This is a genomic window from Pseudomonadota bacterium, assembly GCA_039033415.1.
In the GTDB taxonomy this organism is placed as follows: Bacteria; Pseudomonadota; Gammaproteobacteria; order Xanthomonadales; family SZUA-38; genus JANQOZ01.
The window spans coordinates 69,218-94,855 of record JBCCCR010000009.1 but is presented as its reverse complement, the minus strand read 5'-3'; the positions used below and the strand labels follow the sequence as shown (position 1 = coordinate 94,855).

The window sequence follows — 25,638 nt, the reverse complement described above, 5'->3', positions numbered from 1 at the left end:
GTCGCGGTGAATTCGCCCATTTAACGCGGACAACAAAAATCCATGCCCGATCGAAACGAACTGCGTAAGGCCGGTCTTAAGGTCACCCTGCCACGTGTCAAGATCCTCGAAATTCTGGATTCGAGCGAAACCCGGCACCTGAGCGCCGAAGACATTTATCGGAAGCTTCTCGAGCTCGGAGAGGATATCGGGCTGGCAACCGTGTATCGCGTGCTCAACCAGTTTGAGGCGGCGGGTCTGGTCGTCAAACACGACTTCGAGAGCGACAAATCGGTCTTTGAACTCGATTCTGGCGAGCACCACGACCATATGGTGGATATCGATTCGGGTGAGGTGATGGAGTTTTTTTCCGAAGAGATGGAGCGGCTTCAGCACGAGCTGTGCGAAGAGCGGGGCTACGAGCTGGCAGACCACACCATGGTGCTTTACGTTCGCAAGAAAACTTGACTTTGACTCGGCCTCGGCCGCTACCGGGCGCCGCCTTCTCCCTGCGATAGCATTTCTGCGGCGTGGGCGACCGTCTGCTCGGTGATCTCGACGCCGCCCAGCATCCGCGATAGTTCCTGCAGGCGAGCGTCGTCGTCGAGCGCCAGCACGCGCGTCAGCGTCGACTTCTTGTGTTGTTCTTTCTCCACGCGGTAGTGCTGATGCCCACAGGCGGCTACCTGGGGGAGGTGGGTGACGCTCAGCACCTGACCGGTGGCCGCCAGTTCCCGCAGCTTTTGCCCGACGCGCTGCGCCGTGGCACCGCCCACGCCTGCGTCAACCTCATCAAAAATCATCGTCCGACCCCGTTCGTTCGCCGCCAGCGCGACCTTCACCGCCAGCGCCACCCGCGAAAGCTCGCCGCCGGATGCCACCCGGTCGAGCGTGCCCGCCTTGGAGCCGGGGTTGGTTTGGATGAGAAACGCGACGCTGTCGAGCCCGGTGCGCGACGGGGGCTTTTGTGCATCAAACGATACGTCCACCGCAAACTGCGCCTGATCCATGCCGACTTCGCTGATCGTCTTGGTGATCTCAGTGCCCAGCTTTTTAGCCGCCCGCTGTCGGGCTTTGGACAAGGTGGCGGCCGCTTCTCGATAGGCTGCTTCCGTTTCCGTCAAGGCCTTGAGCAACACCTGTTCCGTCTCGTCCGCGTCCGCTGCCGCCTCGCAGCGCGAGCGCAGGGCACCCAGATGTCCAGCGAGATCTTCGGCGGCCAGGCGGTGTTTCCGGGCCAAGCTGTGGATTTCGTCCAGCTGCCGGTCAAGTTCTGCAACCCGCTGCGGGTTAGCCTCGAGCTCGCGCACCTGCCGCGACAAAACCGACTCCGCCTCCTGCGCCTGGAGCAGCGCGCTCTCCAGCAGATCTAGCGGCTCGCTGAGGGCCGCCATGGTGGACTGCTGTCGTTTGAGGTCGTTGACCACGGCGGACAGCTGCGGGGTCACCGCGTCAGCCAGGGTTTCCGCCGCCTGACCCGTGGAGGCCATAAGGGACTCAGCGCTGGCGAGCTGACGATGTTCCGCGTGGAGTGTTTCCAGCATCTGCGGCTCTACCGCAACCCGCTCCAGCTCGTCCACCTGATGTCGCAGCAGATCCAGCTCCGCCGGGGACATGGCGGCTGAGCTGCGCAGGGCCTCAAGCTCCGCGTTGAGGTCGCGCCAACGACCGAAGGCGGCCTGGACATCGCTCAAAAGCCGGATGTTGTTGGCGAACAGGTCCAGCAGCCTTAGCTGCTCCGGCGCCCGAACCAAGGTCTGGAACTCGTGCTGCCCGTGAATTTCCACCAGCCGCTCGCCCAGCTCACGCATCTTCTGGATCGGCGTCTGCACGCCGTTGACGTAGGCGCGGGAGCGGCCATCGGCGTTAACGACCCGTCTCAGGAGCAGTTCGGCATCCTCCGGCTCGAGGTCGTGATCGCTGAGCCAGGCTTTGACCGCCGGACGTTCACGCACGTCGAACGCCGCGGACACATCGGCCTTGGAGGCCCCCGCGCGCAACACGCCGGCGCTGGCGCGCCCGCCCAGCACCAGCTGCAGCGCGTCGAGTAGAATCGACTTGCCGGCGCCGGTCTCGCCCGTCAGGACGCTGAATCCCGCGCTGAAATCCAGATCGAGCTGCTCGATCAGCGCGAAGTCACGGATGGCAAGGTGGGTCAACATCCGGGCATTTTAGCCTGAGCGCGGGTGGCTGATCACGGCGATTTTGCCGAAGGACTTGCCATCGAAGGCGAGTGACACAACATAAGAATCATGAGCGGGACGAAGCTGGACGACCGCGCACGGCACCTGCTGGGCGTGTTGGTGCGTCAATATATCGATGCCGGACGACCCGTAGGCTCCAAGCTGCTGGCCGGGCACGCCGGTCTGGAGCTCAGCTCGGCCACCATTCGAAACGTCATGGCGGAGCTCGAGCGGCGCGGCTTTATCCATTCGCCCCACACGTCAGCGGGTCGGATTCCCACACCCCGGGGCTACCGTTTCTTCGTCGAGACGATGCTGACGGCCGAATCGGCCGAAGCCCACCTGGCAGAGCATATTCATAGCCGGCTCAACGAGCATTCGTCGGTGCCGGAGGTGATCGGCGAGGTGTCCAGCATGCTGTCCAGCCTCACCAATTTTGTCGGCGTGGTGACGGTGCCTCGACGCGACCTGTTCAGCTTTCAAAAGATCGAGTTTGTGCCGATCGACAGCCAGCAGGTGCTGGCCGTCGTGGTGCTGACGGGCGGTGAGGTGCAGAACCGGGTGCTGGCGCTCGACCGCGGGTTTGATCAGGCGGAGCTCGAGCGAGCCGCCAACGCGCTTAATCAGGAGTATGCCGGGCTGCCGCTGGCGGAGATCAAACGCCGCTTGATGGATGATCTGGTGCTGGCTCGGCGCGAGATGGATCGGGTGATGGAGCAGGCGATTGAGCTCGCTGGCAGTGCCCTTGGGGCGCGCCCGGCGAAAGACGTGGTCGTCAGCGGGCAAAACAACCTGATCGGCTACGACGACCTGTCGGATCTGGAGAAGCTCAAGTCGCTGTTTGAGGCGTTTCAGGAAAAGCGGGAAATGCTCGATCTTCTCGATCGCTGCGCCGAAGCGGACGGGGTGCAGCTTTTTATCGGCAGCGAGTCAGAGTCTGATGCGTTCGAATCGTGTTCGCTGGTCGGGGCGCCGTATCGTGTCGACGGCCAGGTGGTGGGTGTCCTGGGTGTCATCGGTCCGACGCGGATGGCCTACCAGAAGGTGATTTCGGTGGTCGACAGTACGGCAAAAATTCTTGGCACCGTCTTGAATCAGGCCACCTAGGCCTTATCTCCGGGGGATATTTTGAGGTCGGCGACGTTTTCCGCGCTTACGCGGGTGGTCGAAAGGGGTGAGCCCCCGCGCTGGTGAATCGGCGTCGGTCGGGCCTGCAGACCCAGAACAAGGGAGTAGGGAATGAATAGTCCGCAAGATAGATCCGAGCCCGAAACGCAGCCAAGCGGTCAGCCAGCCGGCGATGCCGCTGAACAGGCGTCCGCGCAGAACCCTGAGGGTGCCGAGGGGGCGTCGGTGTTTGCCGCTGAAGACGCGCCGACCAAGGGTTCAGGAGGTGCCGAAACGCAGGCCGAGGGTCTCGAGGGCGGCGAAGCTGAAGAGGCGCCTGGGACTGCAGAGCCTGAAGCCATCGATCCAGCGAAGTTGCTCGAGCAGGCGCAAAGTGAACGGCAGAAGGCGGTTGATGAAACGTTGCGCGCTCGGGCGGAGATGGACAACGTCCGCAAGCGGGCTGCGCGGGACGCCGACAACGCGCGCAAGTTTGCGCTCGAAAAGCTGATGACCGACATGATCGACGTGATCGAAAGCCTCGAGCGTGGGCTGCTCGCCGCAGAAGGGGAACAGGTCACCATCGAACAGATGAAGGAAGGCACGGAGCTCACCTTCAAGATGCTGAACAAGGTCCTCGCCAAACACGGTCTCGAAGAAGTGGTGCCGGACGGCCAGCCGTTCGATCCGGAGCGTCACGAAGCGCTCAGCATGATACCCACAGCGGAGTGTGAACCCGACTCGGTGGTCCAGGTGGTGCAAAAGGGTTTTGTGCTCAACGGCCGGCTGCTGCGGCCCGCCAGAGTACTCGTAGCGCAGGCGCCGCCCGAGGGTTAGCGCGTTCGCCGGAAACTTCCGACAAAGAATTGGAATTTCCTCACACAATCCCCACATAGTTGAACAGTTTAGAAATGTGCTAACCATCGGGTCTGATGCCCGGGGAAGCCAAACCACTCTCAGTTATTTTTTGGAGCGATCTGATGGGCAAAATAATCGGCATCGACCTGGGTACCACCAATTCGTGTGTCGCCGTCATGGAGGGCGATCAGGCCAGGGTCATCGAAAACGCGGAAGGGGATCGCACGACCCCGTCCATTGTGGCCTTCACCAAAGACGAGGAGGTGCTGGTTGGCCAGCCCGCCAAACGTCAGGCGGTGACCAACCCGACCAACACCCTTTACGCCGTCAAGCGACTGATCGGCCGGAAGTACGACGAGAAGGTCGTGCAGAAGGATAAAGACATGGTGCCTTACACCATCGTCAAGGCCGACAACGGCGACGCGTGGGTGGAAGCCAACGGCAAGAAGATGGCTCCGCCGGAAGTGTCCGCTCGGGTGCTGATGAAAATGAAGAAAACCGCGGAGGATTACCTCGGTGAATCGGTCGACGAGGCTGTGATCACGGTCCCGGCCTACTTCAACGACTCACAGCGCCAGGCCACCAAAGACGCCGGCAAGATTGCCGGGCTGAATGTACGCCGGATCATCAACGAGCCGACAGCGGCAGCGCTGGCCTACGGCTTGGACAAGAAAGGCGGCGATCGCAAGATTGCGGTCTATGACCTGGGTGGCGGTACCTTCGACGTCTCCATCATCGAAATTGCTGACGTTGACGGCGAGAAGCAGTTTGAAGTGCTCGCCACCAACGGTGACACCTTCCTGGGTGGTGAAGACTTCGACCTGCGGCTCATTGACTACCTGGTGGATGAGTTCAAAAAGGATCAGGGCATTGACCTCCGTAACGATCCGCTGGCGCTCCAGCGTCTCAAGGAAGCCGCCGAGCGGGCCAAGATCGAGCTGTCTTCCAGCCAGCAGACCGAGGTCAACCTCCCGTACATCACGGCCGACCAGACCGGCCCGAAGCACCTCAACATCAAGCTCACCCGAGCCAAGCTCGAGTCGCTGGTTGAGGAGCTGGTCAAGTCGACGATCGGCCCGTGCCGGACGGCATTGAACGATGCTGGCCTGAAGGTGGGTGACATCAACGAAGTAATCCTCGTCGGTGGCCAGACCCGGATGCCAAAGGTGCAGGAAGTGGTTCAGGAGTTCTTTGGCCGCGAACCGCGCAAGGACGTGAACCCCGACGAAGCGGTCGCCATCGGTGCGGCGGTGCAGGGTGGCGTGCTGGCGGGCGACGTGACCGACGTGCTGCTGCTCGACGTCACACCGCTGTCGCTCGGTATTGAAACCATGGGCGGTGTGATGACCAAGCTCATTGAGAAAAATACGACGATTCCGACCAAGGCATCGCAGATCTTCTCAACGGCGGAAGACAATCAGACCGCGGTCACCGTGCACGTGCTGCAGGGCGAGCGTGATCAGGCGCAGGCCAACAAGTCGCTGGCGCGTTTTGACCTGGCGGGCATTCCGCCGGCCGGCCGCGGCATGCCGCAAATCGAGGTGGAGTTCGACATCGACGCCAACGGTATCCTCAACGTGCGCGCCACGGACAAGGCCACCGCCAAAGAACAGCGCATCGAGATCAAGGCGGGCTCTGGCCTTAGCGAAGAAGAGATCGAGCGTATGGTGCAAGACGCCGAGCTGCACAAAGACGAAGACCGCAAGTTCCAGGAGCTGGTCACGTCTCGCAACGCGGCGGACGCGGTGCTGCACACCACGCGGTCGAGCCTCACGGAGCTGGGTGAATCGCTTAGCGACGAAGAGAAAAGCAATATCGAGACGGCCGCCACCGCGCTCGAGGAAGTGCTGAGCGGTGACGACAAAGAAGCGATCGACAACAAGGCTGAAGAACTGCAGCAGGCAGCCGCTGTACTGCTGACCAAAGCGGCTGAAAAAGCTCAGGCTGAGCAGGCGGGCGCTGAGGGTGCTGCGGATGGCGGCGCTGCCGGCGGCAACGGCGGTGACGATCAGGTTGTTGACGCGGAGTTCGAAGAGGTCAAGGAGGACAAGTAAGTCAGGATCTGATCCTGGCTGGCTGAGCGGGCATGAAGCGCGACTATTACGAAGTGCTGGGCGTCGATCGTGACGCCGATGAGGCGGCCCTGAAGAAAGCTTTCAGGCGCCTGGCCATGAAGCATCATCCGGACCGAAATCCGGATGATGCGGCCGCTCAGGAAAAGTTTAAGGAGGCCAAGGAGGCCTACGAGGTGCTGTCCGACAGCCAGAAGCGGGCCGCCTACGACAAGTTCGGCCACGACGGCGTGAGCAATCAGGCCGGGATGGGTGGCGGCTTCAGTGGGGACGTCGGTGATATCTTCGGCGACATCTTCGGCGATATCTTTGGTGGCGGCGGGCGTCGCCGCCAGCAGAGTCGTCGCGGAGCCGACCTGCGCTTTCCGATCGAGCTCGATCTCGAGGAGGCGGTGTCCGGGGTCACCAAAGAGATTCGGGTTCCCACCACCGTCAACTGTCACGTCTGCAACGGTACCGGCTCCAAAGACGGCAAGATGCGGACATGTCAGACCTGTGGTGGTGTGGGTCAGGTGCGCATGCAGCAGGGGATCTTTTCGGTCCAGCAGACTTGTCCGACCTGTCACGGGCGCGGGCAGGTCATCGAAACGCCTTGCGACAACTGCGGCGGCGTGGGCAGGATCAAGGACACGAAGACGCTGTCCGTGAAAATTCCCGCCGGCGTCGACGATGGCGACCGCATCCGCCTGTCCGGTGAAGGAGAGGCCGGGGAGCGTGGCGCACCGGCCGGAGATCTGTATGTCGAGGTCCAGGTTCGCACCCATCCGATCTTCCATCGCGAGGGGGATAATCTGTACTGCGAGATCCCCATCCGCATCGGCACCGCCGCCCTCGGCGGTGAGCTGAAGGTGCCCACGCTGGACGGCCACGTCATGCTCAAGGTGCCGTCGGAGACCCAGACCGGCCGGACCTTCCGGCTGCGCGGCAAGGGCGTTCAGTCGGTGCGCAGTCACGCCAAGGGTGATCTGATGTGCCGCGTGGTGCTTGAAACGCCGGTCAAGCTCAACGCCCGGCAGAAAGAGCTACTGAAGGAGTTTGAGGAAAGCCTGGGCGAAAGCACCAGCCATCCCAAAAGCTCGTCCTGGGTCGATTCCGTCAAGCAGTTCTTTGACAACATGACCTAATGAGCGGCGTTCTCGCGATTGCCGTGCTGGGTGCCGCAGGCCGCATGGGCCTGCAGACGGTCACCCGCGTTCACGAAGCGGAAGATTTGACGCTCAGCAGCGCCCTGGTGCGGCGCGAAAGCCCGCTTTATGGCCGTGACATCGGAGACCTCGCGGGCCTGGGGCCGATTGATGTTGTCGCCGGGTCCACGCTCAACGAAGCGGACGTTCTAATCGACTTTTCCAACGCGCAGGTGCTCGAGTACTGGCTCCCGCAGTGCGCTGAGCGAAAGATTCCCGTAGTTTCCGGCACCACCGCCCTGGACGAAGCTCAGCAAAAGGCCCTCGATGAGGCGGCGGAATCCGTCCCGGTGTTGTGGGCGGCCAATATGAGCCCCGGGGTTGCGCTGCTCACCCGTCTCTGCCGCGAGGTCGCGGCAGCGCTCGGCGAGCAAGCTGACGTCGAAATTGTGGAGATGCACCACCGCCATAAGAAAGATTCCCCGTCGGGGACGGCCCTGGCGCTGGCCGAAGCGGTGGCGAGCGCTCGCGGCCAGACCCCGGCGGACGTGGTCCAGGTGCTGCGCCAGGGTGCGGACGCCAGTCGGGTTCCCGGGGAGATCGGCATCACCGGCTTACGGGGTGGTGAGGTGGTGGGAGACCATACGGTTCACGTGGCGCTTGAGCACGAGCGCCTGGAGCTGACCCATCGCGCGGCGTCACGCGCCGCCTTTGTTGACGGCGCCCTGGCGGCAGCCCGCTGGATCGTCAAACAGCCGCCCGGACGCTACGCTCTCACCGACGTCTACGGATAGCGCATTTGGGCCGAACCGTTCGTCTCGCAGGCCCAATCCACAGAAAAAACCGTAGGGTCCACTCGGCAAAAATCTCTGGTTTGGCGATAGACGCCAGCGCCCCGCTTGCGTAAACTTCCACGCCCGTGAATACGTCATCTCTGCTCCGTTCTGCATTGGCCCCGCATCGCGCTCCGGCCGTCCTTTTTCCACTTTCATGAGTTCCCGGCCCGCAGTACTCGCGCTGGCTGACGGCGCCGTTTTTCACGGGCGCGGTCTTGGCCCCGACGGCGTCAGTGACGGCGAGGTGGTGTTCAACACCGCTATGTCGGGTTACCAGGAGATCCTGACGGATCCGTCCTACAGCCGCCAGCTCGTCACGCTGACCTGTCCGCACATCGGCAACACGGGCTGCAACGACTCCGATCGCGAGAGCGGTGTCCCTGCCGCCGCCGGACTGATTATCCGGGACCTGCCCCTACGGGCCAGCAGCTGGCGCAGCGAAACCGATCTGGGTCAATACATGCTCAGCGAGCAGATTCGGGGCATCTGGGATATCGATACCCGTCACCTGACGCGGCTGCTGCGCGACGGCGGAGCGCAGAATGGCTGCATCGGGGTCGGCGAGGACCTTGACCCGGAGGTGCTGGTGGAAAAGGCCCGCAGCTTTCCTGGTCTGAAGGGCATGGATCTGGCGCGGGTCGTTACCACCGAGAAGCCTTATGCTTTCAGCGAAGGCGGCTTCGATCTGGACGCCAACGCGTTTCGGACGGCGGCACCGACCTCGTTTAAGGTGGTGGCCTACGATTTTGGGGTCAAACGAAACATCCTTCGGCTGCTCGCGGACCGCGGTTGCGAGCTGACGGTGGTGCCCGCCGAGACGCCCGCCCCAGAGGCGCTGGCGCTCAAGCCAGACGGCGTGTTCCTGTCCAACGGGCCGGGAGACCCGGAGCCCTGCACCTACGCGATCGACGCGATCAGGACGTTTCTCGAACAGAAGGTACCCACCTTTGGCATCTGTCTGGGCCATCAGCTGCTCGCATTGGCGAGCGGGGCAAAGACCGTGAAGATGAAATTTGGCCACCACGGGGCCAACCATCCGGTGGCGGAAGTGGCCAGTGGCCGGGTGTTTATCACCAGCCAGAATCACGGCTTTGCGGTCGACGAAGAGACGCTGCCCGAGCACCTGACGGCCACCCACCGTTCGTTGTTTGACGGGTCGCTGCAGGGAGTTCGGCACAACGCCAGTCCGGCCTTTGGCTTTCAGGGGCACCCGGAGGCCAGCCCGGGCCCTCACGATATTCGCTCCCTGTTCGATGAGTTCATCGACCTGATGAAGGAGCACGCCAATGCCTAAGCGCTCTGACATCAAAAACATCCTGATTATCGGCGCGGGCCCGATTGTGATCGGGCAGGCTTGTGAGTTCGATTACTCGGGTACGCAGGCCTGTAAGGCGCTGCGGGAGGAAGGCTACCGGGTCATCCTGGTGAACTCCAACCCGGCAACCATCATGACCGATCCCGAAACGGCGGACGCGGTTTACGTGGAGCCCATCAACTGGCGGTCGGTTGAGCGAATTATTGAGGTGGAGAAGCCCGACGCGGTGCTGCCCACCATGGGAGGCCAGACCGCCCTCAACTGCGCCCTGGATCTGGTGAGCAACGGCGTCCTCGATAAACACGGCGTGCAGCTGATCGGCGCCTCGCCAGACGCCATCGACATGGCCGAGGACCGCGAGCGTTTTGCGGACGCCATGCGCGATATCGATCTGGAGGTTTGCCGCTCGACGATCGTCGGCAGCCTGGAAGAAGCGCTGGAGCGTCAGCCGGAGTATGGCTACCCGATCATTATCCGCCCGTCCTTCACGATGGGTGGAAGCGGCGGTGGTATCGCCTACAACCGCGAAGAGTTTGTTGAGATCGTGACGCGTGGCCTTGAGCTGTCGCGAACCAACCAGGTGCTGATCGAGGAGTCGGTGCTCGGCTGGAAAGAGTTTGAGATGGAGGTGGTCCGCGATCGGGCCGACAACTGCATCATCATCTGCTCGATCGAGAACCTGGATCCCATGGGTGTTCACACCGGGGACTCCATCACCATTGCTCCGGCGCTGACCCTGACCGACAAGGAATACCAGCGGATGCGCGACGCTTCGCTGGCGGTGCTGCGCAGAATTGGGGTAGAGACGGGCGGCTCCAACGTGCAGTTTGCGATCAATCCCAAGAACGGCCGGATGATCGTGATCGAGATGAACCCGCGAGTGTCGCGGTCCTCGGCGCTGGCCTCCAAAGCCACCGGTTTTCCCATCGCCAAGGTGGCGGCAAAGCTCGCGGTGGGCTACACGCTCGACGAGCTGGCCAACGAGATCACCGGCGGCGCCACGCCGGCATCGTTTGAGCCTGCCATCGACTACGTGGTCACCAAAATACCCCGCTTTGCGTTCGAGAAGTTTGCCAACGCGGACGCGAGGCTCACTACCCAGATGAAGTCGGTGGGGGAAGCGATGGCCATCGGCCGCACCTTCTCAGAATCGCTCCAAAAGGCGATGCGCAGCCTCGAGACCGGCTGCGATGGCCTGACGCCAATCCTTCACAGCCAGGACGAGGCGTCTCGCGACCAGCTGGCGCGGGAGCTCGGCCAGCCCGGCCCCGACCGCATTCGCTACGTTGCAGACGGATTCCGCTTTGGTTATTCGCTGGATGAACTGCACCGCCTGACGTTCATCGATCCGTGGTTTCTTGCGCAGATCGAGCGTCTGATACGCCTGGAGCAAACGCTTCAGGAGAAAGGCATCGAATACCTGACGGCCGAGCGCCTGACCGAATACAAGCGGCTTGGCTTCTCAGATTCGCGCATGGCCGAATTGCTCAACAGCGACGAGAAGGCCGTTCGTCATCTGCGCCACTCCCTGAACATCCGGCCCGTTTACAAGCGCGTTGACTCGTGTGCGGCCGAATTTTCGTCAGCCACGGCCTACATGTACTCCACCTATGAGCAGGTCTGCGAGTCGGAGCCTTCCGACCGGCGCAAGATCATAGTGCTCGGCGGCGGGCCGAATCGTATCGGGCAGGGCATTGAGTTCGACTATTGCTGCGTGCACGCGGCACTGGCGCTGCGGGATGACGGCTTCGAGACCATCATGGTCAACTGCAACCCGGAGACCGTCTCAACCGACTACGACACGTCCGACCGGCTCTACTTCGAGCCACTGACGCTCGAGGACGTGCTGGAGATTGTGGCGCTCGAAAAACCTGAGGGCGTCATCGTCCAGTTTGGCGGACAGACGCCGCTCAAGCTGGCCCGGGCGCTCGAAGCGGCCGGCGTGCCGATTATCGGCACCCAGCCCGACAGCATCGACCTGGCGGAAGACCGGGAGCGGTTTCAGCGTCTGCTCAAAGACCTTGAGCTGCGTCAGCCGGCCAACCGCACGGCCCGTAATGCTGAGGAGGCGTTAGCGCTGGCCCGCGAGATTGGTTACCCGCTGGTCGTTCGGCCCTCGTACGTGCTGGGCGGACGGGCGATGGAGATTGTCTACGGCGAGACCGATCTGAAGCGCTATATGTCCGAGGCTGTCCGGGTGTCCAACGACTCTCCGGTGCTGCTGGACCGCTTCCTGGATCATGCCACCGAGGTGGACGTCGACGCGATCTGTGACGGTGAGCAGGTGGTGATCGGCGGCATCATGGAACACATCGAGGAGGCCGGCGTGCACTCCGGCGACTCGTCCTGCTCGCTGCCGGCCCACTCGCTGAGTCCGGGTATGCAGGACAAGCTGCGCGAACAGGTCGAAAAAATGGCCCATGCGCTCAAGGTGGTGGGCCTGATGAACACGCAGTTTGCCATTCAGGGTGACACCATTTTTGTGCTGGAGGTCAATCCGCGGGCCTCACGAACTGTACCTTTTGTTTCCAAGGCGTGTGGCGTGCAGCTCGCCAAAGTCTCGGCGCGCTGTATGGCGGGCCAGTCGCTGGCCAGCCAGGGCATCGAGAGTGAGGTGGTGCCGGACTTCTTCTCGGTGAAAGAACCGGTGTTTCCGTTCCTCAAGTTTCCGGGGGTGGATCCGCTGCTCGGACCGGAGATGCGGTCCACCGGAGAGGTCATGGGCATCGGTCGTTCCTTCGGGTCGGCGTATGCCAAGGCAAAGGTCGGGGCCGGAGTGGTGATGCCGACCAGCGGTCAGGCGTTCATCAGCGTGCGGGACGCGGACAAGTCGCGGGTCCTGTCGCTGGGGCGTGACCTGATCCGGAAAGGTTTTAGCCTGATCGCCACCGACGGCACGTGGAAGGCGCTGGTCGCGGCCGGCATCGACTGTGAGAGGATCAACAAGGTCCAGGAAGGCCGCCCGCACATTGTTGATATCATCAAGAACAACGAGGTGCAGTTCATCTGCAACACGACAGAAGGGCGCCGCGCGATCCAGGACTCCTTCTCGATCCGTCGGGAGGCCTTAAACTTCCGGGTCAACTATTCAACGACCGTTGCAGGCGCTCGAGCCACGCTACACGCGTTAGACTACCTGGAAAAGACCCGGGTTAACGCGCTGGGCGATCTGCATCAGGAGCTGAAGAAATGAGACGTCCACCCATCACGAAGCAAGGCTCAGAACGCCTTCGAAAAGAGCTTGAGCGGCTGAAATCCGAAGAGCGGCCAGCGGTCATCAATGCAATTGCCGAGGCGCGGGCTCATGGCGATCTCAAGGAGAACGCTGAGTATCACGCCGCGAAAGAGCAGCAGGGTTTTATCGAGGGTCGCATCTCGGACCTGGAGCGCACCCTGTCCAACGCTGAGGTGATCGACGTCTCGAAGCTTAATCCGGGTGCCCGGGTGGTTTTTGGCGCGCTGGTTGAGCTGGAAGACCTGGAGTCGGGCAAGCAGCTCAAGTATCAGATCGTCGGCGATATAGAAGCTGACATCCAGAAACAGCTCATCTCCGTCAGTTCCCCTATCGCTCGTGCCCTCATCGGCAAAGAAGAAGGTGACGTCGTAGACGTGGTGGCGCCCGGCGGCGAGCGCGAGTACGAGATCCTGAGCGTTTCCTACAGCGCCTGATGTGCGCATTTTACGTCGAGAAATACCGCTTAAAAACAATGATTTAAGCGGTAAACTTCATCCTGTTTTAGAGCGTGTTTACCTAGCTCGCGGCGTCGACCGCTTCGACGACCTCAACCATCGACTGAACCGCCTGCACCACCGGGAGACGCTCGGTGGGCTCGTTGAGGCCGCGTCGCTGACCGCTGACGCGATCGCCCAGCACCAGCGGATTGTCATCGTTGGTGACTTCGACGCTGACGGTGCCACCGGCAGCGCTCTGGCCATGCGGGGTCTCGCAGCGCTGGGAGCCGCAGATCTGCACTTTCGCGTGCCCAACCGGTTTGCTGACGGCTATGGTCTGACGCCGAGCCTTGTGGCCCACCTGCGGGACCTGAGCCCGGACCTGATCGTGACAGTCGACAACGGCATCGCCAGCCTTGCCGGGACCCAGGCCGCCCGCGATCTGGGGATGCAGGTAGTCATCACTGACCATCACCTGCCGGGCCCCAAGCTGCCGGCAGCCAACGCGGTGGTGAATCCCAATCTGCCGGACGATCACTTTCCTTCGAAACATCTCGCCGGGGTCGGCGTGATGTTCTACCTGCTGGCGGCCGTTCGGGCCGAACTGGTCGACCGCGGCGTGGCGAGGGCGGGGGACGTGAATCTGGGCCAATGGCTCGATCTTGTTGCGCTGGGAACGGTCGCTGATCTCGTCCAGCTGGACGTCAACAATCGCATCCTGGTCGAAAACGGTTTGCGACGCATGCGCGCCGGCCGCTGCGTCCCGGGTATTTCGGCGCTGGCGCAGGCGGCGGGGCGGGATCTCGGGCGGGCGACGGCGGCTGACCTTGGGTTTGGGCTGGCCCCGAGGCTGAATGCGGCCGGCCGGCTGGAAGACATGGCGGCCGGTATCGAGTGTCTAACGACCGATGACCCGGACCGTGCCGCGTCGCTGGCAGCGGAGCTCGATCGCCTGAACAGCGAGCGGCGTAGCCTGCAGGACGACATGCAGGCGCAGGCGTTGGAGGTCTCGGACGGGCTGGCGGAAGCGCCTGACTGGTCCGAACGCTTTTCTTTGAGCCTGTGGGACCCCCAGTGGCACCAGGGGATCGTCGGGCTGGTAGCGTCGCGACTGAAGGATCGCCATCACCGGCCTGTGGTGGCCTTTGCGCCGGAAGCCCCCGGCGCCGAGACGTGGAAAGGTTCGGCGCGATCGATTCGTGGCTTTCATATCCGAGACGCGATCGCTGAGGTAGATGCGCGGGCGCCTGGGTTGATCCAGCGGTTTGGTGGCCACGCCATGGCGGCAGGACTCACTCTCAGCGAGCGTAGCCTGGCGGCGTTTGAAGCGGCCTTTGAAACGGTGGCCTCGCAGCGGCTGGAGGCCGACCAGCTGACGCAGACCCTTCGCACCGATGGTCCGTTGAGCGCTGACGACCTTTCGGCGGAGCTGGCACAAGCCCTGGCCAGCGGCGGTCCGTGGGGGCAGGGGTTTGCTGAGCCTCAGTTCGACAATCCGGTAAGCGTGGTCACCCTGCGCGGGGTTGGCCGGGGACACAGCAAGATGCGCGTGAAGCTCGACGGCGTTGAAGTGGACGCGATCGCGTTCGGCTACGATGCCGACCACGTTCGCGATCTGGGCCACGCCCTGCACCTCGTATTTGCGCTGGAACTCAATGAGTTTCGTGGTCGCCAATCGCTCCAGCTCAACGTCCGACACCTCCAGCCGGCCTGAAGGTCGGCCACCTGAATAGGGCTCGCTGACCGCGAAACGAGGCAGTCGGCTCTGCTACAATACGCGGCTTTTTGGCGTGCAGGAAAACGCAATGGAACTGGGTCCGCTCAAAGCTCAACTGGACGATATCGCGACGCGCGAGGCTGCGCTCAGGGGGTATCTTTGACTACGCTGAAAAGCGTGAGCGTCTGGACGAAGTCAATCTTGAGCTGGAAAACCCGGAGATCTGGAATGATCCCGAGCGCGCCCAGCAGCTCGGCCAGGAGCGGTCGCGCTTAAGCGGCGTCATCGAAACGCTGGATGAAATCAGTCAGGGGGTGACCGACGCCGTCGATCTGCTCGAAATGGCGGAGGCTGAAGAGGACGAAGAAACCGTCACCGCCGTCGAGCAGGATGCGGCCCGGCTGGAAAAATCCACGGCGGCGCTGGAATTCCAGCGCATGTTTTCGGGGGAAATGGACCCGGGCAACGCCTTCATTGATATTCAGGCCGGCTCTGGCGGCACCGAAGCCCAGGACTGGGCTGAAATACTGCTGCGCATGTATCTGCGCTGGTGTGAACGCCACGGCTGGGATACGGAACTGATCGAGTGTTCTGCTGGTGACGTCGCAGGCATCAAGAGCGCCACAATCCACGTCAAGGGTGACTACTGCTTTGGCTGGGCCCGCACCGAGACCGGCGTACATCGCCTGGTGCGCAAGTCGCCGTTCGATTCGGGCAACCGTCGCCACACCTCGTTTGCCGCGGTGTTTGTCTCGCCGGAAATCGATGACTCAATCGAAATTGATATCAACCCCGCCGATCTGCGGATCGATGTGTATCGCGCCAGCGGCGCCGGCGGTCAGCACGTCAACCGGACCGAATCGGCGGTTCGGATCACGCACCTGCCAACCAACGTTGTGGTGCAGTGCCAGAACGACCGTAGCCAGCACAAGAATAAGGCCACGGCCATGAAGCAGCTGAAGGCCCGGCTGTTTGAGGTGGAGATGCAGAAACAGCAGGCGGATCAGCAGGCCGCAGAGGACGCTAAGTCCGACATTGGCTGGGGCAGCCAGATCCGCTCCTACGTGCTGGATCAATCTCGGATCAAAGATCTTCGCACCGCCCACGAAACCGGCAATACGCAGGCGGTGCTGGACGGCGATCTGGACAACTTTATTGAGGCGAGCCTGAAGCAGGGACTATGAGCGACGACTCCAACAACCACCAACCGGAAGACGAAAACCGTCTCATCGCCGAGCGGCGCCAGAAGCTCTCGGAGCTTCGTCAAGCCGGCATTGCCTATCCAAACGGCTTCACGCCGGCGAATCGCTGTACCGAGCTTCGGGGCCGGTACGGTGAGCACACCAAGGAGGCGCTCGAAGAAGGCGCGTTTGAGGTCAGCCTGGCCGGCAGGCTGATGGCACGCCGGGTCATGGGCAAGGCGAGTTTTGCCACGCTGCGCGATGGGTCCGGTGACCTCCAGCTCTTTCTGCAGCGCGACGGCCTGCCGGAAGGCGTCTACGCGCAGTTCAAACGCTGGGATCTCGGCGACGTCGTCGGCCTGACTGGCGTGATGTATCGCACCAACAAAGGCGAGCTGTCGGTGGCGGTCAGCGAGCTGAAGCTGCTCAGCAAATGCCTGCGGCCGCTCCCGGAAAAGTTTCACGGCCTGACCGACCAGGAGATGCGCTATCGCCAGCGCTACGTCGACCTGATCGTCAACGAATCTTCGCGAGCGGTGTTTCGTCAGCGGACGGCGATCGTGAAGTACATTCGCGAGTTTTTTGAGGCGCGCGAATTTCTGGAAGTGGAAACCCCGATGATGCACTACATCGCCGGCGGCGCCGCGGCCAGACCGTTTACCACGCATCACAACGCCCTGAATCTCGATCTGTACCTTCGCGTGGCGCCGGAGCTTTATCTAAAGCGCCTCACGGTGGGCGGCTTTGAGCGGGTGTTCGAGATCAACCGGAATTTCCGCAACGAAGGTGTGTCGACCCGGCATAACCCCGAGTTCACCATGCTGGAGTTTTACTGGGCCTACGCGACCTACCACGATTTGATGGATCTCACCGAGGCGTTGCTGCGCGGGCTGGCAGAGCACGTGCTGGGCCAGACGGCGCTGACTTATCAAGGCCAGGATCTGGACTTCGGTCAGCCGTTTACCCGGTTGTCGGTGGCCCAAGCGGTGCTCGACCATAACCCGGACATCCAGGAGAGCGAACTGCGCGACGTGGCGATACTGCGTCGGCACGCGGAGCGTCTGCAAATTCCTCTCGAGGACAGCTGGGGCTGGGGCAAGCTGCAGATCGAAATCTACGAAAAGACCGTGGAGGGAGAGCTTACTCAGCCGACCTTCATCACCGACTATCCCACCGAGGTGTCCCCGCTATCGCGCTGCAGCGACAGCGATCCTGAGCTGACGGACCGCTTTGAGCTCATCATCGCCGGTCGGGAAATTGCGAACGGCTTCTCGGAGCTTAACGATCCGGAAGATCAGGCCCGACGCTTTCAGCAGCAGGTGGCGAACAGCGAAGCCGGCGACCAGGAGGCGATGCAGTACGACGCGGACTATGTCCGCGCGCTCGAATACGGCATGCCGCCGGCGGCGGGTGAGGGGATTGGCATCGATCGGCTGGTGATGCTGTTGACCGACTCAGCGTCGATCCGAGATGTGCTGCTGTTCCCCTACATGCGCCCGGAGAAAATTCAGTGATTCCCGGCCGCCGCCGCTGAGACCGTGACGGCGCTACGCACCATTCTCCACGTGGACATGGATGCGTTTTACGCGTCGGTCGAGCAGCGGGATAACCCCGAGCTTCGCGGCAAGCCGCTGGTGGTGGGCGGCGCCGGTGCGCGGGGTGTGGTTGCCGCCGCAAGCTACGAGGCCCGAGGGTTTGGCATTCACTCGGCGATGCCGGTGTCGCGAGCCCGGCGGCTGTGCGCCGACCTGCTGATTGTTCCCAATCGCATGGGAGTCTACGCCGAGGTGTCCCGCCAGGTCTTTGCTGTCTTTCACCGCTACACGCCGCTGGTCGAAGCGCTGTCGCTCGATGAAGCGTTCCTCGACGTGACCGCCAGCAAAAAGCTCCACGGCAGCGGAATCGACATCGCAACCAAGATCCGGCAGGGGATTGACGAAACGCTCAACCTGACTGCGTCGGTGGGGGTGGCCAGCAACAAGTTCCTGGCGAAGGTGGCGTCAGATCTCGACAAGCCCGACGGCTTGACGGTAGTGCCTCATCCGCCGCAGCCGTTCCTCGACCCGCTGCCGGTCAGGCGGATCTGGGGGGTGGGCAAAAAAGCCGCAGAGCGACTGGCGACCATCGGCGTCACCACCATCGGCGACCTTCGACGGCAGCCGGACGGACGCCTCCGGTCGCTTTTGGGGAAACACGCGGATCGTCTGAGCGAGCTGGCACAGGGGCTCGACGAGCGGCCGGTAGTGCCGGACCGTGAGGACAAGTCGGTCAGCCATGAGGAAACCTACGGCCGCGATCTCACCGAATTTGACGCCTGTGACCGCCAGCTCTTGAGTCTATCCGCGGCGGTCGGCGCGCGCCTGCGTCGCAAGGGCATCAGCGGGCAGGTGGTTCGGGTAAAGATTCGCCTTGCAGATTTCACCACGCTCAGCCGCCAGCTTTCGCTGCACACGGCCGTCGATGACGATCAAAGCATCAGCCGGGCTGCCCGAGGGTTGTTCAGCCGCTGGTGGCGCAGGCATCCAGACTGCGCGATTCGCCTGCTGGGCGTGGGCGTCAGTCAGCTAAAGGAAAGTCAGCGCCAGGACGATCTGTTTGGTCCGAGCGAGTCGGCAACCATCGACAAGCTCAAAGATCGGATCAGCGAGCGCTTTCAGGACGCTGGACTCAAACCGGCAGCGCTCGTCAAACCACCGGGCAAAACTCAGGATTAGACCGGGTATACTGACCAGCCATGCTCAAGCAGAAAGACATCGGCACTCGCTATCGGCGCATGAGCCTTCGCGCCGAGGTCGTGGTGCTGCGCCAGGGTGAACTCTGGGACAGCGAGGTGGTTGATATCTCTGCCAGCGGCTTGCTGATGCGCCGACCGGACGATTGGGAGGGTTCGCTCGGTGACGAGATGAGCGTGGAGCTGCTGCTGGCCGAACAGAAGACGATCGCGCTGTTCGGCAAGGTGGTGCGCTACGATCGGGAGAACGTCGGCCTTGAGTTCTCCCACATCCCGCCCGAGAGTGAGGTGCCGCTTTGGACGCTGCTTGGCGCCTACGCGGATGCCCTGGACGCCGAGCGCAGCGCCGAGTAATCGCTACTGGCTGTCGCGCAGCTCGCGGCGCAGAATCTTGCCGACGTTGGTCTTGGGCAGTTCATCCATAAACACCACAACTCGCGGCACCTTGTAGCCAGTCAGCTGCTCTTTGCAATAATCGCGCAGCGCTTTTTCGGTCAGCTCCGGATCTTTCTTGACGACACAGATCTTGACGACTTCACCCGATTTGTCATCGGGTTGGCCGATCGCAGCCACCTCAACGACACCCGGATGGGCGGCCACCACATCCTCAATTTCATTGGGATACACGTTAAAGCCTGAAACGAGGATCATGTCCTTCTTGCGATCGACGATCTTAAAGAAACCGTCTTCGGTCATCACGGCCATGTCGCCGGTGCGCAGGTAGCCGTCGTCGGTCATCACCTTGTCGGTCTCCTCCTGACGCTGCCAGTAACCCTGCATCACCTGTGGGCCTTTAATGCACAGCTCTCCCGACTCGCCGGGAGGCAGGTTATTTCCGTCTTCGTCCTTGATGACCGCTTCGGTCGAGGAAATCGGCAGGCCGATATAACCGTTGTATTCCTGCATGTGCACCGGGTTGATACAGGCGCCCGGAGAGGTTTCCGTCAGTCCGTAGGCTTCGACGAGGGGGCAGCCCGTGACCTCTTTCCAGCGCTCCGCAACCGCCCGCTGTACCGCCATGCCGCCACCCAGGGTCACCTTAAGCGTTGAAAAATCCAGCTGGCCAAAGCGCGGGTGGTTGAGCAGGCTGTTGAACAGGGTGTTGACCCCGGTGAGGGTCGTAAACGGAATTTTCCCCAGCTCATCGACAAACCCGTCCATATCGCGGGGGTTGGTGATCAGGTGGTTGTGCGCGCCAAACTTCATGTAGACCAGGCAGTTCGAGGTGAGCGCGAAGATATGGTACAGCGGCAGGGCGGTAATAATGACTTCTTGCCCCGGCTCGATGGCCGTGCCAACCCAGGCTGACGATTGCTGCATGTTGGCGACAATGTTGCCGTGCGAGAGCATGGCGCCCTTGGCAACGCCCGTGGTGCCACCGGTGTACTGCAAAAACGCCAGGCTGCCGTGATCCAGCTCCGCCTTGGTCAGCGAATGACCTTTGCCTTTCGCGAGCGCGTCGTTAAACCACGTGGCGTTGTTCAGGCCGTGCGCAGGGACCAGCTTTTTGACGTGTCTGACGACAAAATTGGTGATCTGCCGCTTGGGAAAATCCAGGCAGTCTCCCAAGGCGGTCAGCAGGACATGCTTTACACCGGTTTCGGGCACCACCTTCTCAAGCGTTGCGGCAAAGTTTTCCAGCGCCAGCACCGCCACCGCTCCAGAGTCGTTGAGCTGATGTTTGAGTTCCCTGGCGGTGTAGAGCGGATTGGTGTTGACCACCGTCAAGCCGGCCCGGAGGGCGCCGAACAGCACGATCGGGTACTGCAGCAGATTCGGCATCATGATGGCCATCCGCTCACCGGGCTGAAGGCCGAGTTCGTGTTTGAGATACGCGCCAAACTGGCTGCTGAGGCGGTCCAGGTCGCGATAGCTCAGCGTCTTGCCCATGTTGGAGTACGCCGGTCGGTCGGCGAACTTCGCAACCGTCTGCTCCAGCACGTCAACGATGGAGTTGAACTCGCTGATGTCGATGAATTCCGGTACGCCTTCGGTGTAGTTCGATAGCCAGGGTTTCAAGTCGGTGCCTACCATGCGTGAGGATCGAGCGCGGTAATATAGCATTGCGGGGGTGGGGTCAGCAGGCTTGGACAATCCCGCAAATTTCTGTGGTCCAGGTGGCAGCAATTGAGAGATTTTGGCGCTAGACTCCGGCCTTCGGACCATTCATTGAGAGTAAGGCAGACCAGCCATGTGGAAAAAAGACGAAAGTGACAAATCCAGCGCTCCCCCGTTCGCTGAGGCCGGCGGCCAGGAGAGCGCCGGCACCGCGAGTTTTTCGACCGCTCCGCCGGCCGTCATCGGCAGCTCGCTGACGGTCAATGGCAACATTGCCGGCACCGAAGACCTGCTGGTTGAGGGGAAGGTTGAAGGCGACATTGCCTTGCCGGACAACGTGGTCACCGTGGGCGGCAGCGGCGTGGTGAAGGCGCACATCAAAGCGGCCGTCATCATCGTTGAGGGTCGCGTCGAAGGTGACCTGGTCGGCGAAGAACAGATTGAAGTGCGCCGTTCCGGTCATGTTTTGGGTAACATACAGGCTCCGAGAGTAGGGCTGGAAGACGGGGCCCAGTTCAAGGGCAATATCGATATGTCGCCCAAGAACCGACCCGCCTCCGCGCCGGCTCCGGCCGCCAAAAAAGACTCAGGTGACAATGCCAAACCTGCTGGCCCGACTACTGACGCGAAGCTTCCCGGGAAAGTCTGAAACCCAGTTTCAACCGCTGGGTCCGGATGCCTCGGACCCAGCTTCTGATGCGCCCGTCGGCTACGAATCGCGGGCTTTCAAGCTTTGGATCGAGAGCCTGGCGCAAAGCGGGCTCGAATCACCCCGTATCCTGGATCTGGGAAAGGTCCATGCTCAGACCCTAGGGTTCTTCCAAAAGCTCGGCGCCAGCTTCAGCGTCATGGATCTCGACATCTCGCTTAAGGGCACCGCTTTCGAAATGGCGCTTGAGGCCTATCGCGACTGGGGTCCTTTCGACGGTGTACTGGCCTGGGACCTGCCAAACTACATGGCCTCGGATGAGCTGTCCGTGCTCGGTACCTGGCTTGAAGCGCACACCGGCACGCCCTGTCCGCTGCTGGTATGCATGGCCACCCGAACGCCCTACGCCGACCAGCCGGGCCGCTACAGCGTGGTGGACGAGGCGACGCTGCTTGTCGATCCAGGCAGCAGTGAGGTTACCCGCACCGATCGCCATGTCCCCAATGTGCTGAAGCGCGCTTGGCCGAGTTTTTCCCCAAATCGCTCCTTCCTGCTGCGCAACGGCATGCAGGAATTTGTGCTGACCCGGTCAGCGCTTTCATAATGGGCGCGGGGCGGCGCGTTCGGCCGGGGTAAAGCCGGCGCTCCGGCGGAAAACCAATGGCTCTGCAGATTTACGGCACAGAATAAGGGGCGCGCCAATGGGCGAACAGTCAGTCGATTCCAGCACAAACGAACAGGTCAAGCGCGACTTTATGAAGGCGCTGCTGACGGACCTGCGCGCTTTGGAGGAGATGCTCAACAGAAACCTGTTCGAAACCGGTATCCGGCGTATCGGCGCGGAGCAGGAGATGTTCCTGGTTGACCGCGCACGAAAACCCAGCATGACCGCCGAGCAAATGATGGAAGCGATCACCGACGAGCGCTTTACCTTCGAGCTCGGCAAATTCAACCTCGAAGCTAATCTTTCGCCGCTGGAACTGGGCGGAGACTGCCTGCGGCGGATGGAGAACGAAGCGCTGGAGGTGATGGAAATCGCCCGCAGCGCGGCGGCTGCGCGCGGTGAGGCGGTGGTCCTCTGCGGCATCTTGCCGACGCTGGCGCAGTCGCATCTCAGCCTCGACTCCATGGTGCCGATGCCGCGCTACCGGGCGTTGAACGATGCTATCCGGCAGCTGCGTGGCTCGGAGTTCAACCTCGATATCGAAGGACCCGACCGGCTGGACCTCACCCACGACAACGTGATGCTGGAGGCCTGCAACGCGTCGTTTCAGATTCATTTTCAGGTGGCGCCAGATGAGTTTGCCAACCTCTACAACGTGGCGCAGGCGATTACTGGCCCGGTCTTGGCGGCAGCGGTGAACTCACCGACCCTGCTGGGCAAGCGACTATGGCAGGAGTCGCGGATCGCGGTTTTTGAGCACTCCATCGACACGCGCTCCGATGTCCATCGTTCCCGTGGCCTGCAGCCTCGCGTGCATTTTGGCGACCACTGGATCGAAAAATCGGTGCTGGAGATTTTCCAGGAGGATATCGCTCGATTCCGCGTGGTGCTGACCACCGACTCAGGTGCCGATCCGATGGCAGAAATTGAGGCGGGCAGGGCGCCGGGACTCAACGCGCTGCGTCTCCACAACGGCACCGTCTACCGGTGGAACCGGGCCTGCTACGGCATTACCGAAGGCAAGCCGCACCTGCGAATCGAACATCGGATACTGCCGTCAGGGCCAACGGTCCTGGACGAGGTGGCAAACTCGGCGCTGTTTTTTGGCCTGATGTCCGATCTCGCGGACGAGGCGGAGGAGATCACGCAGCGTCTCAAGTTTGAAGACGCGCGTTCCAACTTTTTTGCGGCGGCCACCAACGGACTGCGGTCTCAATTCACCTGGCTGGATGAAGAGGGGATCAGCGCCGTCGATCTGCTGCGTGATCAGCTGGTTCCGCGGGCGCGGTCGGGCCTTAAGCGTGTCGGCATCGATGCCGCCGACATCGATCGATACATGGGCGTCATCGAACGGCGCCTGGAGACCCGCCAGACCGGGTCCCGGTGGGTGATGAGCTCGCTGGAGGCCATGGGCGGCGGGCGCACCACCGATCAAAAAATGCGCAACCTGACCGAGGCTATTGTCGTGAATCAGCGCGACGAGACGCCCGTTAGCGAATGGCCCATCGCCCAGGTCACCGAAAGCCTCGACTGGCGCGACAGCTACCGCTCGGTCAGCCAGTTTATGACCACCGATCTGTTTACGGTGCGAGCGGATGACCTGGTGGATTTTGCGGCCAGCTTGATGGAGTGGAAACACATTCGCCACGTGCCGGTCGAAGACGACAGCGGGGAGTTGGTCGGGCTGGTCTCGCACCACGATCTCCTGCGGATTGTGGCTCGCGGGCTGAGGCAAAACGAGCAGTCGGCGCCGGTGCGAGACATTATGGAGCCTGACCCGTTCTGCGTGGCGCCGGACTGCCGCACGGTAGACGCTATTCGCTACCTGAGAGATCGGGGTATTGGCTGTCTGCCGGTGGTGAAGGATCGCAAGCTGGTGGGGGTGGTCACGGAGGCTGACCTGATCGACGTCGCTGGCCAGGTGCTGGAGGCGATTCTTGAAGATCAGTAAGACGGCGCGTCGACCGTTTGGCGGATCGGAATGACCGTAGCACCGTGGCCGCGCCTGAGCGGTTTTCTGAATATGATGAGCATCGGCCGCAACGTCGCCGCGACGTGCGTGGCGCTTGCGGCAGCGCTCCTTCTTGCCGGCTGCGAGCGTGCGCCGGCCGAGCAGCGACTTCGAGACACCATAAACGCCATGCAGGAGGCGGCCGAAAACGGCGATCGCGGCGCTTTTATGGAGCGGGTCGACAGCAATTTTGGCGGCCAGCGGGGCCAGTTCGACCGACGCTCGCTCGACGGCATTTTGCGCATGCAGATGATGACGCATCAGAATATTGGCAGCACGATCACCGACCTCGACCTGACTCTGATGGATCAGCGCGCCACCACCACCATGAAAGTGCTGTTGACCGGGGGTCCGCGAGCCTGGCTGCCCGAGAACGCTGAGCTCCTGGAAGTCACCGCCGGCTGGGTCGATACCGACGACGGCTGGCGCCTGATTAGCGCCGACTGGCGATGACGCTTTTCTACGCGGCCGCCTGCCAAACCAATTTTCCCAATCCGGTCCATCGCAGGGAAATCGCCTCGCGGGTGGATCGGATGTGCACCATCATCCGTCAGACGGTCGAAGGCTATGGGCCATTTCACGACGTCCGGTTGTTCAGCTTCCCAGAGTTTGCCCACGCGGCGCCGATTCACGACTCCCCCTCGGCCTTGCTCAAGCACCTCGCGGTTGAGGTACCCAATGAACACACCGCTCAATATCACGAGCTATGCCGTGAGCTGAATATCTACCTGCAGTCGGGAAGTTTTCTCGAGGTTGATCCGCGCTGGCCTTCCCACGTTTTTAACACGTCCGTCCTGATTGGCCCTGAGGGCATCTTGCTGAAATATCGCAAGGTCAATCCCTGGATCCCGTGGGAGGTGCATGCGAGCCCGCACGACGTCGCCGATTACCCCGAGCCGCTGTTTCCCGTGGCCGATACGGAGATCGGTCGGATCGGCGTGGCGATCTGCTACGACTGGCTGTTCCCTGAGGTGCTTCGTCAGCTCACGTTCAACGGTGCAGAAATCCTGGTGCGGGTTTCAGCCTACATGGACCCCTGGGGTACGGCCGCCCCACTGGACTGGTGGACGCTGATCAACCGGACCCGGGCGCTGGAAAATACGGCCTACGTGGTGGCTTCAAACCAGGCGGCGGATATGAAAAACTACCCGCCTTTTGGATGGCCGGGCGGCAGCATGGTGGTGGACTATGACGGACGGCTCCTCGCCCAGGCAGACCCTGGCCCGGGCGAAAAGGTGGTGGTGGCGCCGATCAACATCACTCAGCTTCGCGAGGAGCGTGCCCGTCGCCAGGGCCACGACATGCGGGCTCATACCCGCAGCGAAGCGTATCCGTACTTGAAGGAGCCGGGACTGACCCCGGCGCACGCCTGGCAGGATGGCCAGGAACAGGAAATCCATATTGAATCCCTCAAGCAGCGAATTGTCCAAAGCAAAACGTCCTGACGGACGACGCTCGCTGCCGCTTTAGCTGATGTTCTT

Annotated in this window: 21 protein-coding genes; 19 read left to right on the top strand and 2 right to left on the bottom strand. The window is 62.1% G+C overall.

Annotated features, from left to right (window positions below):
* Positions 1-42: 42 nt before the first annotated feature.
* Positions 43-447 carry a ferric iron uptake transcriptional regulator gene (gene fur, locus AAF358_09295; protein ID MEM7705734.1) on the top strand — a complete coding sequence of 135 codons (405 nt, stop codon included), beginning with the start codon at positions 43-45 and terminating at the stop codon, positions 445-447.
* 20 nt (positions 448-467) lie between these two features.
* Here the strand turns inward: fur and recN are convergent, their stop codons facing one another.
* On the bottom strand, positions 468-2,141 hold the full coding sequence (recN, locus tag AAF358_09290; protein ID MEM7705733.1) for a DNA repair protein RecN: 1,674 nt from the start codon (positions 2,139-2,141) through the stop codon (positions 468-470).
* A gap of 90 nt (positions 2,142-2,231) precedes the next feature.
* On the opposite strand from recN, the gene hrcA reads away from it, so the two are divergent.
* The 13 genes from hrcA (at position 2,232) to AAF358_09225 (ending at position 19,129) form a co-directional block, all read left to right on the top strand.
* On the top strand, positions 2,232-3,269 hold the full coding sequence (gene hrcA / locus AAF358_09285; protein ID MEM7705732.1) for a heat-inducible transcriptional repressor HrcA: 1,038 nt from the start codon (positions 2,232-2,234) through the stop codon (positions 3,267-3,269).
* A gap of 132 nt (positions 3,270-3,401) precedes the next feature.
* Complete coding sequence (grpE, locus tag AAF358_09280; protein MEM7705731.1) at positions 3,402-4,106, top strand: nucleotide exchange factor GrpE; 705 nt, start codon at positions 3,402-3,404, stop codon at positions 4,104-4,106.
* 143 nt (positions 4,107-4,249) lie between these two features.
* Positions 4,250-6,181 (top strand): molecular chaperone DnaK, encoded by a 1,932-nt coding sequence (dnaK, locus tag AAF358_09275; GenBank protein ID MEM7705730.1) that lies wholly within the window; start codon positions 4,250-4,252, stop codon positions 6,179-6,181.
* A 32-nt stretch (positions 6,182-6,213) separates the two neighbouring features.
* Positions 6,214-7,323 (top strand): molecular chaperone DnaJ, encoded by a 1,110-nt coding sequence (gene dnaJ / locus AAF358_09270; GenBank protein ID MEM7705729.1) that lies wholly within the window; start codon positions 6,214-6,216, stop codon positions 7,321-7,323.
* Positions 7,323-8,117 carry a 4-hydroxy-tetrahydrodipicolinate reductase gene (dapB, locus tag AAF358_09265; protein MEM7705728.1) on the top strand — a complete coding sequence of 265 codons (795 nt, stop codon included), beginning with the start codon at positions 7,323-7,325 and terminating at the stop codon, positions 8,115-8,117. The genes dnaJ and dapB overlap by 1 nt, the downstream gene beginning before the upstream one ends.
* 196 nt (positions 8,118-8,313) lie before the next feature.
* The gene (carA, locus tag AAF358_09260) at positions 8,314-9,453 is read left to right on the top strand and encodes a glutamine-hydrolyzing carbamoyl-phosphate synthase small subunit (GenBank protein MEM7705727.1); all 1,140 of its coding nucleotides are present in this window, start codon (positions 8,314-8,316) and stop codon (positions 9,451-9,453) included.
* Complete coding sequence (carB, locus tag AAF358_09255) at positions 9,446-12,667, top strand: carbamoyl-phosphate synthase large subunit (GenBank protein MEM7705726.1); 3,222 nt, start codon at positions 9,446-9,448, stop codon at positions 12,665-12,667. The genes carA and carB overlap by 8 nt, the downstream gene beginning before the upstream one ends.
* A complete protein-coding gene (greA, locus tag AAF358_09250) occupies positions 12,664-13,143 on the top strand; it encodes a transcription elongation factor GreA (GenBank protein ID MEM7705725.1) in 480 nt (159 codons plus the stop codon). Before carB ends, greA begins: the two co-directional genes overlap by 4 nt.
* Position 13,144: 1 nt before the next feature.
* The gene (gene recJ, locus AAF358_09245) at positions 13,145-14,860 is read left to right on the top strand and encodes a single-stranded-DNA-specific exonuclease RecJ (protein MEM7705724.1); all 1,716 of its coding nucleotides are present in this window, start codon (positions 13,145-13,147) and stop codon (positions 14,858-14,860) included.
* A gap of 91 nt (positions 14,861-14,951) precedes the next feature.
* Positions 14,952-16,047, top strand: a protein-coding gene (gene prfB, locus AAF358_09240; GenBank protein ID MEM7705723.1) for a peptide chain release factor 2 whose coding sequence is annotated in 2 segments (ribosomal slippage) — positions 14,952-15,023 and positions 15,025-16,047 — 1,095 coding nt in all. Because the reading frame shifts where the segments join, the coding sequence is not laid out codon by codon here.
* Positions 16,044-17,558: a lysine--tRNA ligase gene (gene lysS / locus AAF358_09235; GenBank protein MEM7705722.1), complete on the top strand. Its 1,515-nt coding sequence runs from the start codon at positions 16,044-16,046 to the stop codon at positions 17,556-17,558. The genes prfB and lysS overlap by 4 nt, the downstream gene beginning before the upstream one ends.
* 24 nt (positions 17,559-17,582) lie before the next feature.
* Positions 17,583-18,758 (top strand): DNA polymerase IV, encoded by a 1,176-nt coding sequence (dinB, locus tag AAF358_09230; protein MEM7705721.1) that lies wholly within the window; start codon positions 17,583-17,585, stop codon positions 18,756-18,758.
* Between the two features lie 20 nt (positions 18,759-18,778).
* Positions 18,779-19,129: a PilZ domain-containing protein gene (locus tag AAF358_09225; GenBank protein ID MEM7705720.1), complete on the top strand. Its 351-nt coding sequence runs from the start codon at positions 18,779-18,781 to the stop codon at positions 19,127-19,129.
* A gap of 3 nt (positions 19,130-19,132) precedes the next feature.
* Here the strand turns inward: AAF358_09225 and AAF358_09220 are convergent, their stop codons facing one another.
* Entirely contained in the window at positions 19,133-20,809 is a 1,677-nt protein-coding gene (locus AAF358_09220; protein ID MEM7705719.1) for an AMP-binding protein, read from the bottom strand.
* A gap of 157 nt (positions 20,810-20,966) precedes the next feature.
* Between AAF358_09220 and AAF358_09215 the strand changes: the two genes are divergently transcribed.
* From AAF358_09215 to AAF358_09195, 5 genes are all read left to right on the top strand, one after another.
* On the top strand, positions 20,967-21,482 hold the full coding sequence (locus AAF358_09215) for a polymer-forming cytoskeletal protein (GenBank protein MEM7705718.1): 516 nt from the start codon (positions 20,967-20,969) through the stop codon (positions 21,480-21,482).
* Positions 21,424-22,086, top strand: a complete 663-nt coding sequence (locus AAF358_09210; protein MEM7705717.1) for a hypothetical protein — start codon at positions 21,424-21,426, stop codon at positions 22,084-22,086. Before AAF358_09215 ends, AAF358_09210 begins: the two co-directional genes overlap by 59 nt.
* 97 nt (positions 22,087-22,183) lie before the next feature.
* Entirely contained in the window at positions 22,184-24,097 is a 1,914-nt protein-coding gene (locus tag AAF358_09205) for a CBS domain-containing protein (GenBank protein ID MEM7705716.1), read from the top strand.
* 30 nt (positions 24,098-24,127) lie between these two features.
* Complete coding sequence (locus AAF358_09200; protein ID MEM7705715.1) at positions 24,128-24,610, top strand: nuclear transport factor 2 family protein; 483 nt, start codon at positions 24,128-24,130, stop codon at positions 24,608-24,610.
* A complete protein-coding gene (locus AAF358_09195; protein ID MEM7705714.1) occupies positions 24,607-25,602 on the top strand; it encodes a nitrilase-related carbon-nitrogen hydrolase in 996 nt (331 codons plus the stop codon). Before AAF358_09200 ends, AAF358_09195 begins: the two co-directional genes overlap by 4 nt.
* Positions 25,603-25,638: the final 36 nt, after the last annotated feature.